The sequence below is a fragment of the Acinetobacter kanungonis genome, assembly GCF_009939195.1.
In the GTDB taxonomy this organism is placed as follows: domain Bacteria; phylum Pseudomonadota; class Gammaproteobacteria; order Pseudomonadales; family Moraxellaceae; genus Acinetobacter; species Acinetobacter kanungonis.
On sequence record NZ_JAACKC010000001.1, the window covers coordinates 830,702 to 846,003 of the forward strand.

General features: G+C 42.1%; 12 protein-coding genes. 3 read left to right on the forward strand and 9 right to left on the reverse strand.

What is annotated here, in order from left to right; genetic code table 11:
- Window positions 1-117: 117 nt before the first annotated feature.
- The 5 genes from ligA to GWK51_RS03695 form a co-directional block, all read right to left on the reverse strand.
- A complete protein-coding gene (gene ligA, locus GWK51_RS03675) occupies window positions 118-2,160 on the reverse strand; it encodes an NAD-dependent DNA ligase LigA (protein WP_161932687.1) in 2,043 nt (680 codons plus the stop codon).
- Between the two features lie 90 nt (window positions 2,161-2,250).
- Window positions 2,251-3,210 carry a cell division protein ZipA C-terminal FtsZ-binding domain-containing protein gene (locus tag GWK51_RS03680; RefSeq protein ID WP_161932688.1) on the reverse strand — a complete coding sequence of 320 codons (960 nt, stop codon included), beginning with the start codon at window positions 3,208-3,210 and terminating at the stop codon, window positions 2,251-2,253.
- A gap of 1 nt (window position 3,211) precedes the next feature.
- Window positions 3,212-6,664: a chromosome segregation protein SMC gene (smc, locus tag GWK51_RS03685; protein ID WP_161932689.1), complete on the reverse strand. Its 3,453-nt coding sequence runs from the start codon at window positions 6,662-6,664 to the stop codon at window positions 3,212-3,214.
- A gap of 10 nt (window positions 6,665-6,674) precedes the next feature.
- Window positions 6,675-7,370 carry a GntR family transcriptional regulator gene (locus GWK51_RS03690; protein ID WP_100242215.1) on the reverse strand — a complete coding sequence of 232 codons (696 nt, stop codon included), beginning with the start codon at window positions 7,368-7,370 and terminating at the stop codon, window positions 6,675-6,677.
- Between the two features lie 156 nt (window positions 7,371-7,526).
- Window positions 7,527-8,336, reverse strand: a complete 810-nt coding sequence (locus tag GWK51_RS03695) for a sulfite exporter TauE/SafE family protein (RefSeq protein WP_161932690.1) — start codon at window positions 8,334-8,336, stop codon at window positions 7,527-7,529.
- A 28-nt stretch (window positions 8,337-8,364) separates the two neighbouring features.
- On the opposite strand from GWK51_RS03695, the gene GWK51_RS03700 reads away from it, so the two are divergent.
- Both GWK51_RS03700 and GWK51_RS03705 read left to right on the forward strand, forming a co-directional pair.
- Window positions 8,365-9,123, forward strand: a complete 759-nt coding sequence (locus tag GWK51_RS03700) for a biotin--[acetyl-CoA-carboxylase] ligase (protein WP_161932802.1) — start codon at window positions 8,365-8,367, stop codon at window positions 9,121-9,123.
- Between the two features lie 9 nt (window positions 9,124-9,132).
- The gene (locus tag GWK51_RS03705; protein WP_161932691.1) at window positions 9,133-9,879 is read left to right on the forward strand and encodes a pantothenate kinase; all 747 of its coding nucleotides are present in this window, start codon (window positions 9,133-9,135) and stop codon (window positions 9,877-9,879) included.
- A gap of 64 nt (window positions 9,880-9,943) precedes the next feature.
- On the opposite strand, the gene ffh is transcribed toward GWK51_RS03705, so the two are convergent.
- Window positions 9,944-11,353, reverse strand: coding sequence for a signal recognition particle protein (ffh, locus tag GWK51_RS03710; protein ID WP_161932692.1), 1,410 nt, complete (start codon window positions 11,351-11,353; stop codon window positions 9,944-9,946).
- A 138-nt stretch (window positions 11,354-11,491) separates the two neighbouring features.
- On the opposite strand from ffh, the gene GWK51_RS03715 reads away from it, so the two are divergent.
- A complete protein-coding gene (locus GWK51_RS03715; protein WP_016165316.1) occupies window positions 11,492-12,301 on the forward strand; it encodes a cytochrome C assembly family protein in 810 nt (269 codons plus the stop codon).
- Between the two features lie 164 nt (window positions 12,302-12,465).
- Here the strand turns inward: GWK51_RS03715 and GWK51_RS03720 are convergent, their stop codons facing one another.
- The 3 genes from GWK51_RS03720 to GWK51_RS03730 are packed head-to-tail and all read right to left on the reverse strand — an operon-like array spanning window position 12,466 to window position 15,256.
- On the reverse strand, window positions 12,466-13,167 hold the full coding sequence (locus GWK51_RS03720; protein WP_161932693.1) for a GAD-like domain-containing protein: 702 nt from the start codon (window positions 13,165-13,167) through the stop codon (window positions 12,466-12,468).
- Window positions 13,167-14,855: a polymorphic toxin type 15 domain-containing protein gene (locus GWK51_RS03725; protein ID WP_161932694.1), complete on the reverse strand. Its 1,689-nt coding sequence runs from the start codon at window positions 14,853-14,855 to the stop codon at window positions 13,167-13,169. Before GWK51_RS03725 ends, GWK51_RS03720 begins: the two co-directional genes overlap by 1 nt.
- A complete protein-coding gene (locus GWK51_RS03730) occupies window positions 14,855-15,256 on the reverse strand; it encodes a hypothetical protein (RefSeq protein WP_161932695.1) in 402 nt (133 codons plus the stop codon). The genes GWK51_RS03725 and GWK51_RS03730 overlap by 1 nt, the downstream gene beginning before the upstream one ends.
- Between the last annotated feature and the right edge of the window lie 46 nt (window positions 15,257-15,302).

Sequence of the window (15,302 nt, forward strand, 5' to 3'; positions counted from 1 at the left end):
CTGACCTCTTTTTGATGTATCAGAAATATGTCGCAGAAACATTATCTTATTTACACCATGCAGGTTGCAGATGACGTACCCAAGTAGGATATTTCTGATTTAACTTGAGTCAAAAATCTAAGCCTCTAACTGACCATAATCTTGCATCAGTTGAATAAACTCAGCTTCGTTGATCACAGCAATACCGAGCTTTTCCGCTTTATCCAACTTGGAACCTGCTTTTTCACCCGCAACGACACACTTGGTTTTACTCGATACACTGCCACTGACACGTGCGCCCAGTGCTTGCAGGAGCTGTGTTGCTTCATCTCGCCCCATGCTACTCAGTGTCCCTGTCACTACCCAACTTTCACCATTTAAAGGTTGGCGACTTGGTGCCACAGGCGCGTCCCAGTGAATGCCAGCAGCGAATAGACGCTCTAACACTTCCAAGTTATGTGGAGCTTGGAAAAAGTCATAAATCCATTCCGCAGTGATATTGCCCACATCTGGCGTCTTCATCAGTGCATCGATATCTGCCTGCTGCAGCGCTGCAAAAGTCTGGAAGGTATTGGCTAACATGCGTGCCGTGGTTTCACCGACACCGCGAATACCAAGGGCATAAATAAAACGTGCAAAAGTGGTTTTTTTGCTGTTTTCAATCGCATCAAACAGATTCTGAACCGATTTCTCGCCCATTTTTTCAATGGTCAGTAATTTTTCACGATGTTCATGCAAATGGTAAATATCGGCCACATCCTTAAGTAAATCTAGATGTAACAATGACTCTACCCATCGATCACCCAAACCCTCAATGTCTAAAGCCTTACGTGATACAAAGTGGCGAATTGCCTCAATTCGCTGTGCAGCACAATACAAACCACCCGAACAACGTGCTAAAGCTTCACCTTCAGGCATTATAATTGGTGAATTACATACAGGACAGCATGATGGTAATTCAATACGCTCATATTCTTTATTAGGTAAACGTAAATCAAACTTTACCCTTTTAACTTTAGGAATAACATCCCCTGTTCGATACACCTCAACTTTATCCCCAATCCGAACATCTAAACGATGGATTTCACCAATATTATGCAATGTCGCATTAGAGATTGTTGTACCACCAACAAAAATTGGTACTAAACGAGCAACAGGAGTCAAAATTCCAGTTCTTCCAACTTGCCAATCTATTTGTCTAATTTCTGTAGTCTTTGATTCAGCTGGGAATTTATAGGCTACAGCCCATCTTGGTGCACGACTAACAAACCCAAGAATTCTTTGTTGTTCAAAACTGTTAACTTTTACGACCATTCCATCAATTTCAACACTTAAATTTGGTCTTTCTACAGTTAACTGTTCATATTTAGCTTGAGCTTCCTCAATACTATTAACAACCCAGTGATTATAATTTTCAAATCCGAATTCTGTTAACCAATCTAAGCTTTTAGCAATGGTTTCAATTTTATTTTCAGGCTCACATTGTGCTATGCCATATGCATAAAATGCTAATGGTCTGGTCTTAGTGATTTGGCTATCTAACTGCCTTAAACTACCTGCAGCTGCATTTCGTGGATTCACAAATTCTTTTTCTCCACTTTTTTTCAACTGTTTATTAAGCTTATTAAAGCCTGCTTTAGGCATTAATACTTCACCGCGTACTTCTAACAGCTCAGGTACTACGCCTGAAGCATGGCTAAGTACTTTAGGCAAATTCCGAATGGTTTTCACATTTTGGGTAATGTCTTCACCCATTTCACCATCGCCACGGGTTACACCGCGCACCAGCACCCCATGTTCATACCACAAAGAAATTGCCAAACCATCGAACTTCAATTCGACATCATATTCAATCTTTTGATTCGGTAAGCGCTCTTCAATGCGTCGAGCAAAAGCAAACAGCTCTTCCTGATTAAACACATTGCCTAAAGACAGCATCGGCACGACATGTGTGACCGATTCAAATTTTGCTAAAGGCTTGCCACCCACTTTATTGGTCGGGGTATCCGGTTGAGTCCATTCTGGATATTGTTGTTCGAGTGCCTTCAATTGGTGAAATAACTGGTCATATTCACTGTCGGTAATGGTGGGCTGATCCATGACATAGTAGGCATGATTATGCTGTGCCAGAATCTGAATCAGTTGACGCATTTGTGCGACAACAGTGTTTTGCTGAGTCATAGTTTCACCATAAAAAAGGGCGGTGTGCTCCGCCCTTCAACAATCTTGTCTGCCTATTATAAAAGTCAGACGCTCATTTTCAATTTGATATTATACCGTTGCCTGTTGACCTGAACGATAGTCAATTGCTTGATGACGCCAGAATTCACGCGATTGAGCGGTCATTTCCTGTTGGTTCTGGTCGTAAATCGTGCCATCAATTTCACGCGCAATCAGGTTAGAAATACTCACCATGGTATCAAAAGCATTTTGCACATCGTGATGCGGCAATGCCAAGAAGAATGCCAAACCTTTGACTTGGTCATTGGCCAGCGTTTCCAAGTCAAAACCTGCAGGTCCTTCATCGGTAATCTGTAAAACCGAGAATGAAAGTCGCTCATGTTCTTCATCATAACGGTGGAAACAGGCCATCTCGCCATAACGTAAACCATATTTAAGCAAAACCTTTAAGGTTTTATCACCCGTCAAAATACGACGTTCAGGGTAAATATTGAAAACAATAAATTCTTCTGCCGTTTGTAAAACACTTTCTTCATCGACACGTTGTTGTTCGTGCAAGTGCTCATCTAAAATGCTGCTTTCTTCATTAAACTCAATAATTTCAGCTTTTTCGACGTGCGAGTGTAAATGTAAACCTTCTTCTACATTTGCTTCAGCTACAGTTTCGTCGACCTTAGCGGTTTCAGTTGCTTCAGCGCCAGCTTCTGGTTGTGCCGCTTCTGTCGATGCTTTCTCATCCTGATTGACAGCAGTTTCAGCAGCTTGTTCTTTTTCAGCGGCAAGCTTAGGCTCTTTTTTATCAGCTGTATCCGTAATCGTTTCGGCTTCATTTAAAGTCGGCTCAACACGCGCAGTCGATTCTTCAGCCGTTGGAGTTTGTAACTGGTCACGGACGTGACGCGGGATAATCGGCAGCTGACTGTCCGAATTCACCTGCAATTCACTTTCCAGTGACGGGCTGGCATCTGCTGGCTTTTTCAACAGCATGCGTAAACCCACTAAAATTATGATAACGGCAATAACAATACCGACTATTGTTGTGACTTCCATATTATGACTCCGCGACTAAACCGTATTCTTTTGCCTGTTCCAAATCTACACTAACGAGTTTTGATGTACCTGGTTCTGGCATTGTAACCCCCAATAAATCGGTGGCCATCGTCATTGCTAACTTATTATGTGTAATGTAAATGAATTGCACTTGTTCAGAAAGCTCTTTTACCAAATTACAGAAGCGACCCACATTGGCATCATCTAAAGGCGCATCCACTTCATCCAGTACACAAAACGGCGCGGGATTTAAACGGAAAATAGCAAAAACCAGTGCCAATGCAGTCAGGGCTTTTTCACCACCCGAGAGTAATGCCAGTGAACTGTTGCGTTTACCAGGTGGACGTGCCATGAGTTTGACCCCAGACTGCCAGTCATCTTCCAGACTTAAGCTGGCTTCACCACCTTCAAAGACTTTCGGGAACAATTCCTGCAATTCAGCATTCACCTGATCGAAGGTCGTCATAAACAACTTGCGTGTTTCTTGGTCAATGCTCTTCATTGCAGCTTGCAGTTGCGCTACGGTCTTTTCGAGGTCTTCAATTTGATGACTGAGTTCTTCAAAGCGCTTGGAAACTTCTTCATATTCTTCTGAAGCCGCCAAGTTGACTGCGCCTAATTTGGAAAATTGCTGCTGGGCTTTTTCCAACTTTGCCTGATGTGCAGGTAAATCAATTGCAAGACCAGTAATTAAGTCACTATCCATCGCTTTGAGCTGTTCGGAATAGTGCTGGAAATCCGATTTGGCTGCCTGCCATGCCAAGCGTTTTTCTTCCAGTTGCGTGCGTAAACGCTCGTCTTGCTGTTGCTGTTGATGACGTTGTTCGGTCACTTGCTGCTGCTTTTCTTGCACGCTGTTGAGTTCAAGCTGCCACGCATTCCACGTTTTCTGCAATTTTTCAGTTTGTTGAAATTGCTCAGCAAATTGAGATTCGAGAGTCGGTAATTCTAGCTGCACTGGATCGACAAACTTTTTCGCCTGTTCAATCTGCTGATTGATTTGCTGATTCTGGGCTTTCAGGAAAGATCCATCCTTTTCCAGCAAGGCAGTCTGTTGCTGTGTTTGTGTGCTTTGACGGCGTAACAGTTCCAGTTCTTGTTGTGACTGTATGCTTTGCTGCTGGGCAAACTCTAATTGCTCAGTCAATTCTTCCAGTTGAAATTGCGTGGTTTTATAGTGTGGTAATACCTGTTCCAGCTTCAAAGTCAGTGCATGCAGATCAATTTCCAGATCATCTTTTTGCATGGCATCTTCTTCAAGCTGCTCATCCAACTGTTGCAGTTGATCACGTAATTGCTGCTGCTGTATTGCAAAAGCCTGTGCACTACTTTGCAGCTTGGCAATACTGACATCCAACTGTTGTATGCTTTGTTGCTGCTGTTTGAGCAAAGCCTGCTGTTGTTTCAATTCAGTCTGATGCTGCTCAATCTGTTGCTGCATGCTCGGTAATTGCTGTTCAGCCTGCTCAAATTGCGCCTGTAGATTATTCAGTTCAATCTCAATACTTTCTAGACGAATACGATGACTCAGTGCACCTTGACCCGCTTGGCTGCTTTCATCATAGAGTAAGCCAATCACCCAATCTGCTGCGACATGATACCCATCCAAACTTAAAATCGACTGACCCTGTTTAAGCTGATCTTGATACGCCAATGCTTCGCTCAACGTCGTCGCAATCGCAACCTGATCCCAGAGGGAATGCTGTGCAGAGGCAATCCAGTCTGCCAGACAAGGCAATTGTGCCAATGCCAGCTTGCTACTGTCTAAATTCATTTTAAGTTGACGTGCGATACTGTCTTGGAATTCAGCATCCCCATCCAGTACTTCTGCTGAAAGCCATTTGGCAAGGAACTTCTCAATCAATTGAGCGTGAGGTTTGCCTTGCTCAGTCAATTTCAAAGTCTGCATCAATTGCACATTGGCGTTGTGCGATGCAGGGCTTTGCTTGACCAACAGTTGGGTCAGGTTTTTATGTTCAGATTGTAAAACCTGTATCTCAGATTTTAATTGCAACATCTGTGTTTTTTGCTGAGCCGATTGCTCCTGCAATTGCTCCAACTGCTGACGCTGCTGCTGAATCGCTTGCTCGGACTGCTCTATCTGAGTTTGCAGCAAGCGTTTATCCTGCTCCAACTGCTGAACATCTTCGCTCTGGGCTTGGTTTTGAATTTGAGCGGCTTGCAGCTGTAACGTCTGCTTCTGCTGTTCAATCCGCACCATATTTTTGCTCAGTTGCTCAGACTGCGCCAGCATTTGCATTTTTTGCTGTTGTTGCTTTTCTACCTGTGCCTTGACCTGTTCAAACTGCTGCTGAACTTGCTGCTGTTGCGCCTTTAAATCTTGATAGCTTTGCGTCTGTTGCTGGCTTATCTGTTCTTGTTGCTGCAACTGTTCCGTTTGCTGTTCTTGCTGTTGCAACAAGGTCTCAAGCTGCAACTCAATCAACTGCAAACGCTCTTTACTTTGTGCCTTTTGCTGTTCCAGTTGTGCCAGCGTCGAGGTGTTTTGCTGAAAAAGCGACTGCTTTTGCTCTAAAGTGATTTTGAGCTCAGCCAATTTCTTTTCGGCTTGTTGCCATTCACTTTGTAATGGGGTCGATTGCTGAATCAGGCGTTGAAATAACTCACTGGTTGAGCCTAAGTCATGCTCCAACGTGGTTAATTCAGAACGTACCAATTTAAACTGATCGCCCAGTTCATTCATCTGTACCGTATATTCCTGCTGCAAACGACTACTGTGTTCACATTGGAAAGACAGCACTTCCACTTTAATGGTCCGAATGGTTTTTTCTAATTCTTTGTATTGAATCGCGGTTTCAGACTGACGCTTTAAGGTTTTAAGCTGTGACTTTAATTCTTGTGCAATATCTTCTAAGCGAGATAAATTTTGCGCGGTATGATCCAAATGCAACAAGGTTTCACGACGACGTGCCTGATATCGGGACACCCCTGCCGCTTCTTCAATAAACACCCGCATTTCTTCAGGCTTGGCATCCACCAGACGGTTAATCATGCCTTGTTCAATAATGGCATAAGAACGCGGACCTAAACCTGTGCCCAAGAAAATATCAGTAATATCACGACGACGACATTTGGTACCATTTAAGAAATATTCAGACTTACCATCACGGGTGACCTGACGACGCACCGCCAGCTCATTGTAGGCATTATAGGCCCCACCTAACTTGCCATAGGTATTCTCAAAACGCAGTTCTACGCTAGCCATCCCCACAGGTTTACGCTTAGCCGTCCCCGTAAAAATGACATCCTGCATGCTGCCACCACGTAGTTGGCGCGCATTGGATTCACCCATGACCCAACGAATGGCATCAATGACATTGGATTTTCCACAGCCATTGGGTCCAACCACGGCAGATCGGTTGGCTTTGAACTGTAAAGTTGTGCTATCGGCAAAAGATTTGAAGCCTGAAAGTTTTAAACTGCTTAAACGCATAATGTCCTGATTAACGTCGTGAACGACGCGCCCATGCTAATTCGATTTGTTTCATGCGTGTTAGAGATTCCAACACCAAGTTACGCAAGTGTCGACAAAAATCATCCATAAATAAAGTGGCTTGTTGTGATTTTCGGATTAAAATTGCATCACTCACCAGTTTAAACAACTCAAACGACTCTTGTAACTCTCTTCTTGAAGTATTTAAGGTTAAGAAGTAACTGCGACGCACCGAAGGCAGCAGCTCCTGATAGAAATTCATTAAATAAGGATTCGCGACCATATCTTGCTGCTTGGCCAGATACTGAAAAATTAAATCATAAAATTTCTCAGTATGACCCTGACGGCACTCTTCCTGAATTTGTTCCATCAAGCGCTGAAACTGCTCCACTTCATGCTGACGCCAAGTTTCCGCAATGCGCTGTACAATTTGCCCCGACAGCATGGCACAACTATCAAACAGTGCCCGCACCTGCTGTGCTGACATTTCCGAGACAATTGCCCCACGGCGCGGAAAAATCTGGATCAGATGCGTGCGCTCCAATAACAGCAATGCTTCACGCACCGAGCCTCGGCTGACATCCAGCTCTTTGGCGATTCTTAACTCCTGAATTCGCTCACCTTCGACCAGTTCGCCACTAATGATTTGCTCACTAATATGTTTGGCAATCTGCTCGGACAGGCTTTCTATTTCTTCTTGTTGCATACTGTTCCTATCTTGTTTTTATAAGATGCAATCCACAATACATCACACGACTGAAGCAATAGTTGTAACTGATTTCAGCAGTCCTGCACCATGTGCATTGTCAGACAATATTATGTCTAAAAAGCCAATTAAAACAGCAAAAGTCATCACAAATCTTTAGAAAAATTTTGCAAATCCTTGGTAAATAAAATAAGCCCCTACAGTAGTAAGCAAACCTGCGAAGCATCGCTTCAACATTTCAGGTGACAATTGATGTGCAACTTTCGCACCAAGTTTAGCCGTGATAAAACTCATCAAACTGATGCCTAAAAATGCATAAACATGAATATAACCAATGGTATTGGGCACATTGACCTGCGCTTTGGCACCAAACCACATAAAACCGAGTGCACCCGCAAGCGCGATTGGCAATCCACATGCCGCCGAAGTTGCCACTGCTTTTTGCATCACCACGCCATGACGGTTTAGGTAAGGTACAGTAAGGCTGCCGCCTCCGATGCCAAAAATTGCTGAGGCAATCCCAATCCCGCCACCTGCCAACATCTGCTTGGCTGTCGAGGGTAGCTGCTTTGTGGTATCCACTTGCGCTTTCGCCCCTTTAAACATGCGGTAAGCGACCCAAATAGCAAAGAAACCAATAATCAACTGCAAACCCTGACCAGGCAGTAAATCTGCAATGCCTGCACCTAAAAATGAGCCTAATACCAAACCTGGGGCTAAATTGCGAAACACCGACCACAACACCGCACCCTGCTTGTGATGCGCTGAAACCGAACTCATTGAGGTGACAATAATGGTGGCAAGAGACGTCCCGAGTGCCATGTGCATAATCACGGCGGGATCATACTGAAGCTGGGTAAATACAATATAGAGAATCGGCACAATAATTAAACCACCACCCACACCAAATAATCCTGCGGTAAATCCTGCGATTGCACCAATCAGTAAATATATGATTAACTCCATAAATATTTTCCACTATGCTCAGATTCAAATGGATGTAGAAACTCGACAACTACAACAACGACTTCAGGCTGCTCAACAACTCCCTGAAGTCCTGATGCTTAAACCGACCACGACATCAACCAATGATGATGTCCGTGAAATTGCACAAAAAGGAATACACAGTGCATTGGTCTGCAGCGCACAACAGACACAAGGGAGAGGTCAGCGACAACGACAATGGGTGTCACCTGAAGGGAACGTGTATTTAAGCACATTGCTAAATACTCGAACAGCAATAGATGGGCGTTTAGCTTTAGAAGTTGCTTTGAATATTCTGCACATGCCCAGCCTTGAAGCCCTGAATTTGCAAATAAAATGGCCGAATGACCTGTACAGCGCACAAGGTAAATGGGGTGGCATTCTGATTGAACCGATTAGCCCAAACCAAGTAATTGTTGGGGTTGGACTTAATCTTGCACCTGTGTTAGATGACAGCATTGATCAGCAAATCACCTCGCTCACCGAACTTGGACTACAAGCCACTTCTCGTATTGATCTGATTGCCGAACTTTATCTGGCGATTCATCGTGCAGGCGAATGGTTTGATCATCAGAGCTATAACCTCGCGGCACGCTTTAATCGTTATGCTGCTTTCCAACAGCAAGCGGTGGAGTTTGAACACAGTACTGGCAGTTGCTCAGGCACCTTTGTGGGTATTCAGGATGATGGTGCGGTATTACTTGAAACCGAATCAGGCATTCAAAGCTTTTACCAAGGTCGTTTACGACTCAGTACAGCAACCGAATAGGATGATGTGATGAAAAGTTTATGGCTTGATATTGGTAATACCCGACTCAAATATTGGATCACTGAACACGAGCAAATTGTGGAGCATGCAGCCGAACTGCATTTGCAATCCCCTGCCGACTTACTGCTCGGTTTAATCCAGCATTTTCAAGGTTTGAACATTCAGCAAGTCGGCGTCTCATCGGTACTCGATCAAGAGAATAATCAACGTATTCAGTCCATTCTGAAACGCTTGGCTGTACCAGTCATTTTTGCCAAGGTACATACTGAATATGCAGGCTTAAAATGTGGCTATGATGATCCGAGACAATTAGGGATTGACCGTTGGCTGCAAGTTTTAGCGGTTGCGAATAACGCTAGCCAGAATTATTGCGTGATCAGTTGTGGTACTGCCCTGACCATTGATTTAGCGGATGGATTACAACACCTAGGCGGCTACATTCTGCCGAATCTGTATTTGCAACGTGATTCTCTAATTCAAAATACCAAAGGCATTAAAATCCCCGATGCAGCCTTTGAAGAACTGAGTCCGGGTCGTAATACCATTGATGCCGTGCATCATGGCATTTTACTGGGATTGCTGAGTACCATTGAACGAGTAATGCAGCACTCACCACGACAGTTGGTGTTGACAGGTGGTGATGCAGAGTTGTTTGCCCAACACTTAGAGCAGTACCAACCGATTGTAGAAGAAGATTTACTGTTAAAAGGATTACAGCATTACATTCAGCATCAAGCTGAAGCAGTGAAAAGCTGAAATAGTCATGCTTAAATGTTAAAAAAGGTGCATCTAGCACCTTTTTTAACATGGAATCAAACCATTATTTTTTCTGATCATTGTTTCCAAATAGTGGACCCATACCACCACCGCCACCGAATTGCTTTTGCAAGCCACCCAATGAACGCATCATTTTTGCCATGCCCGACGGATTAGCAAACTTCTTCATCATTTTCGCCATTTGCGCGTGTTGTTTGATGAGCTTGTTCACTTCAACCACATCCATACCACAACCAGCTGCGATACGTTTTTTACGGCTCGGGTTCATCAAGTCTGGGTTACGGCGCTCTTTAATGGTCATCGATTGAATAATCGCTTCCATTTTCTTGACCTGCTTTTCAGGATTCGCTTGTGCAATTGCATCTTGAATGCCTGAATTGCTCATGCCAGGCAACTTATCCAAGAAGCCCATCATGCCGCCCATTTTGTTCATTTGCTCAAATTGCATCAGCATGTCTTCAAAGTTGAAGCTGCCGCCTTTCTGCAATTTTTTCGCCATTTTTTCGGCTTTTTCTTTATCGATTTTGCGTTCAACTTCTTCGACCAAAGAAAGTACGTCACCCATACCCAAGATACGTTGTGCAACACGCTCAGGATGGAATGGCTCTAAGGCATCCAGCTTTTCGCCCATACCCAAGAATTTAATTGGCTTACCTGTAATGGCACGAACCGAAAGAGCTGCACCACCGCGTGCATCACCATCAGTCTTGGTCAGGATTACACCTGTTAAGGCTAAGGCATCATTAAAGGCTTTCGCTGTATTTGCCGCATCCTGACCTGTCATGGCATCAACCACGAATAGAGTTTCAGTCGGCTTAATTGCAGCATGTAGCTCTTTAATTTCGTCCATCATGTCATCATCGACATGTAAACGACCCGCCGTATCGACAATCAACACATCCGCAAACTGGATCTTGGCTTGTTCGATGGCACGGTTAGCAATATCAATTGGCTTTTCATCAGCGCTTGATTCAAAGAAAATCGCGCCAACTTCACCCGCAACCGTTTGCAGCTGTTTAATCGCAGCAGGACGGTAAACGTCGGCAGAAACCATGGCCACTTTTTTCTTTTGGCGTTCTTGCAAGAAACGCGCTAATTTTGCCGCAGTCGTGGTTTTACCCGCACCTTGCAAACCTGCAAGAAGCACAACCACTGGAGGTTTTGCCGCGAGGTCGAGGCTTTCATTGGCCTCGCCCATCATTTTGGTTAATTCGTTATAAACAATTTTAACGAAGGCTTGCCCAGGGGATAACTGTGTCATCACTTCCTGGCCTAATGCTTCTTCCTTAACTTTCGCGATGAATTCACGAGTTACAGGTAACGCAACATCGGCTTCAAGAAGTGCCATACGTACTTCACGTAACGTATCTTTAATATTATCTTCGGTTAGCTGCCCTGAGCCAGTAACATTTCTTAAACTCTGCGTGAGTCGTTCTGTTAAGGTATCAAACATTGCAAAATCCGCTTAAAATAGCCAGTAGCAAAAAAATCTTTCTTAAAATAGAAAATTTATGCATAAGATGCTATAGGATACTGTAGTTCGAGTCGAATTTATATAAATGAATATTCATCATCCTGAAAAAGGTTTGACATGATTAGTCTCCCCTTGGTTTATACCATTTTGGCTTTAATTGCCTATACCACCTCTTTTTGGTATTTATTCCTGCATTTAATGTCGAAACGTGAACCAAACCATTGGTTTATTGGCGTAATTTTGGGCTTGGGTCTACTGCTGCATGCAGGGGTGCTTTACCACGATATGATTACGCCGCTTGGGGTCAATTATGATGTTTTTGTACTCATGTCCTTTACCTCAGGCTTGATGCTGCTATTAAGCTTAATTTTTAGTACCTATCGCCCCATTCTGGCATTAAATTTAATTGGTATTCCTGTCGCTGCGACAGGGCTGATTTTAGGCTTTGCCTTTAGTAAGCCTAATCAATTTATTGAACAGCATTCGGTTAGCCTAGATATTCACATTATTCTGTCTTTATCAGCTTATGCCGTTTTGCTGATGGCAACCATTCAAGCGGTAATTTTATGGTTTCAAAACCGTGAGCTGAAAAACAAACAAAAGAAGCGTATTTGGGTTAATTTGCTTCCCTCTTTTCAAGCGATGGAATCGTTATTGTTTGATTTAATTCAAACAGGCTTTATTTTACTGACCACAGCATTAGTGTTTGGTTTCTTTACCATTGAAGATTTCTTTGCTCAGCATTTAGCGCACAAAACCGCGTTCAGTATTATTTCATGGTTTGTCTATGGTTCTCTGCTGATTGGTCATTATAAATTTGGCTGGCGTGGGCAAAAGGCTATTCGCTTTACCCTGATCGGTTTCTTCCTTTTAGCTGTTGGTTTTATTGGTTCTAAGTTTGTACTTGAAATGATCTTGGGAAGATAAAGACTTTTATTCAGTTTTGCTGTTTAGAAATGAGCAACGTAAAGACTCAATAGAAAAGCCCAGTTTGTATAAATTGGGCTTTTCTATTATGACTAATCCATTGATTTTAAATGAATGATATAGTGCATTTCGCATAGACTATATTATATTGATTTGAGTGAAACTTAATTCCTCGGTTTAATCCCTAAACGGTCAACTTCTTTAACAATATCCAACATGACTTGGAATTTATCTAGTTGAGCCACAAAAGGAATATATTGGAATAGATCAACTTTTCTTATGTTCTCAACAACTTGTGGCCCACCTAATACGACAGGAGGCTCAAAGGCATAGATTTCATTCTCTTTAAGCTCACCAAGATTTGTTAAACAGCGATCAAAAAGCAAATTCTCATTTTTATCAAAGATATCAATCGCTTTTTTTGTCCCTTTCATTGTTATAGAAGATAGAAGGGATCTCAATAAAGCCAACTCAGTATTGTTTTCATTGTCTCGAAGAGTTGGATAAATTCTTAAATTAACAATGTCTATAGTCAGTTTTGATCTGGTATTTTTTCCTACAGTATATAATTCACCGAAAGCACTTCGACCAATGACATAGAATTCATCGTGTTCAGGTAAGTTCGTATCTTTTAGGCAAAGTTCTAGAATATCCTCATACTCAGTAGGATTAACAAGCCAGAATCCACCATGTTCAAATGAGGCAAAACCGAGTTTATCCCAAATATAAAATAGATAATCAGGGAAAGTATGCTCATGTTGGGCTATAAATTCAGGCGTTGGTTTTTTATCGATTTTAATACTTGAAAAATGACTCTTAAAAAATACAAGAAATTCATCAACTAATTTTTTTGAATCTAATTCCATTACTTACATCTCTCTAATTTCACATTGAGTTTAGTCGTATCTTTAACACTCGGATCAACCCCTTTAACCGCATCATCAATTGAATCGACTCGACTTATTGACTCTCCTGCCGCTTTATTACCCCAACCACTCCCAATTGATGAATTGACATTCTTCAAGCCCATATCCATAGGCGCATCACTCATAATTCCTGCTGAGATCTGATCAGGATTATGGAGTGCAGCCATGGTTGACATAATATCTTTTGAATCTTGATCAGCTTTTTTACGTGCACTTATAGGGTCCATTGTTTCTAAGTTTTCTTCAAATTTTGAATCAGCCAAATCTTTCTCATAATTTTGCCTAGCCTGAACCTGATCCAGCCCGCTTCCCCGACCATTCTGCTTAAACAGCTCCCGACCTTTCTCATAATCCTTTGCAGTCATACCGTTTAATGCATTCTGCTGCATTTCTAACTGACGATCAGTTTCCCATTTCAGATATTGATCTTCTGACCATTTTTCACTTTTGGCTTTTGGCGGATGTCCTAAATCAATATTTTTACGAGCATTCGCTCGGGCTTTAGGGGTATTTACTGGATCAAAACAACCGACCTTATGCTCTTTCATTTTAGCAAAAGCAATCTTATTCGATGGCTGTGTATGACTTACTTTTGTCGGCTCATTTGGATTCCCACCAATATGAATATCCATCCCATTGCCATGACCACCTGCAATACTGAGTTTCGGTTGTCCCATGATCTCATGGCAAGCATTCTCAACTTGACGACATAAGTCATCAATATACTGACCAACCTGAGCCATAATACTTTTAAGTGAGGCTGCGTATTTATCTGCTAAGCCATCAAATCCAGTCATTTTAGCAGTATTACGACTGCCATACATTTCTAAAAGTGACTGTAATTTACCAAGATATTGATTGAGTACTTGTTTCGCATTTGTAGCTATTTCAGCCCAAGGTTTGGTTTTCAACCATCGTTCAGGGTTATCCCCCCAGAACGGCTTATAACCAAGTTTTCTAGAATACGACTCCAACTGCTCAATTGCTTTGAATAACTCATCTTTTGTTTTAATAACTTTGCTGGTAATTAACTTTGCAATAGTTTTAAACACAGAACCAAAAAATGGAATGACACCAATTCCAACTAATGCCAATCCAGTCCAATTCTCTGCTGTCCTTTGTTTTTCATCCGATAAAATAATAACGCTGGCTAACAAATCTCGAATATCACACACTTGATCCGCAACGGGAATCATACTAATTAAGCCACCGACAATGACCTGAGCAACAGTTGGATTTTTATTAAAGTCGCCACTCACAAATCCAAAAATATATTCAATATCTTCCATGTTTTCATCAAGTAATTGATTGATATTGTTTGCAAGATTAATATCTGTTTGCACTTTCACAGCAAATGCAAGTTGTACTGCATGTTGAAGCTGTTCCCAAAATCCTGCGGATTCAGGTAATGCTTCTATCGAAAAATTACTGGATACATAGACATACTGGGTTTGATCTTTCTTTTCTAAAGGCTCATGTTGCGCTACACCATATTCAGACTCACCGAGTGCAAGACTTAAAAAATCAGAAGCCTGAATAAACTCTTGTTGTATATATCCTGATTTATCACTTAATCCTTGCCAGAATTGCTCATTACCTGTTTCAGGAATTCCATTTTGTTGAACCATTATTTAACACCTTTGGTTCGAATAAAATTAGAAAACCAACTATCATCAACTGCACCGGACTGATCATTTTGATTAAATACTGTTTCGTAAAAAACCTGAGCTTTTCCAGCAGGAACATCATTTATAAAAGCTTGCCCTTTTTCATCTAAAAATCCCGTTTTTTTAGTGCCATCAGAAAGTGCCACTGTATATTTTGAACCTTTTGCAGGTGTACCATCAGCATGGAAATATTCTAAAAATAAATCTTGAGGTTTAGGTTCAAAAACGGGTAATGATGGCAAATTAGGCTGGACACTAGCACCACTGTTAAATAAATGCTGCCCAGCCTTTGCTTCAAACTTTGCAGGAGTAATAATTTTAATACCATCTTGATTAATAATGATCTGAGAACCACCAGCCATTGATAGATACCTATATTTTTAAGTGTATTTTTTAAGATTAGAAAGT

Coding starts and splice junctions, on each gene's coding strand:
- GWK51_RS03680 (WP_161932688.1), bottom strand. CDS start 3,210: ATGGAAGTCACAACAATAGTCGGTATTGTTATTGCCGTTATCATAATT.
- GWK51_RS03700 (WP_161932802.1), top strand. CDS start 8,365: ATGGATGTAGAAACTCGACAACTACAACAACGACTTCAGGCTGCTCAA.
- GWK51_RS03715 (WP_016165316.1), top strand. CDS start 11,492: ATGATTAGTCTCCCCTTGGTTTATACCATTTTGGCTTTAATTGCCTAT.
- GWK51_RS03725 (WP_161932694.1), bottom strand. CDS start 14,855: ATGGTTCAACAAAATGGAATTCCTGAAACAGGTAATGAGCAATTCTGG.
- GWK51_RS03690 (WP_100242215.1), bottom strand. CDS start 7,370: ATGCAACAAGAAGAAATAGAAAGCCTGTCCGAGCAGATTGCCAAACAT.
- ligA (WP_161932687.1), bottom strand. CDS start 2,160: ATGACTCAGCAAAACACTGTTGTCGCACAAATGCGTCAACTGATTCAG.
- ffh (WP_161932692.1), bottom strand. CDS start 11,353: ATGTTTGATACCTTAACAGAACGACTCACGCAGAGTTTAAGAAATGTT.
- smc (WP_161932689.1), bottom strand. CDS start 6,664: ATGCGTTTAAGCAGTTTAAAACTTTCAGGCTTCAAATCTTTTGCCGAT.
- GWK51_RS03730 (WP_161932695.1), bottom strand. CDS start 15,256: ATGGCTGGTGGTTCTCAGATCATTATTAATCAAGATGGTATTAAAATT.
- GWK51_RS03720 (WP_161932693.1), bottom strand. CDS start 13,167: ATGGAATTAGATTCAAAAAAATTAGTTGATGAATTTCTTGTATTTTTT.
- GWK51_RS03695 (WP_161932690.1), bottom strand. CDS start 8,336: ATGGAGTTAATCATATATTTACTGATTGGTGCAATCGCAGGATTTACC.
- GWK51_RS03705 (WP_161932691.1), top strand. CDS start 9,133: ATGAAAAGTTTATGGCTTGATATTGGTAATACCCGACTCAAATATTGG.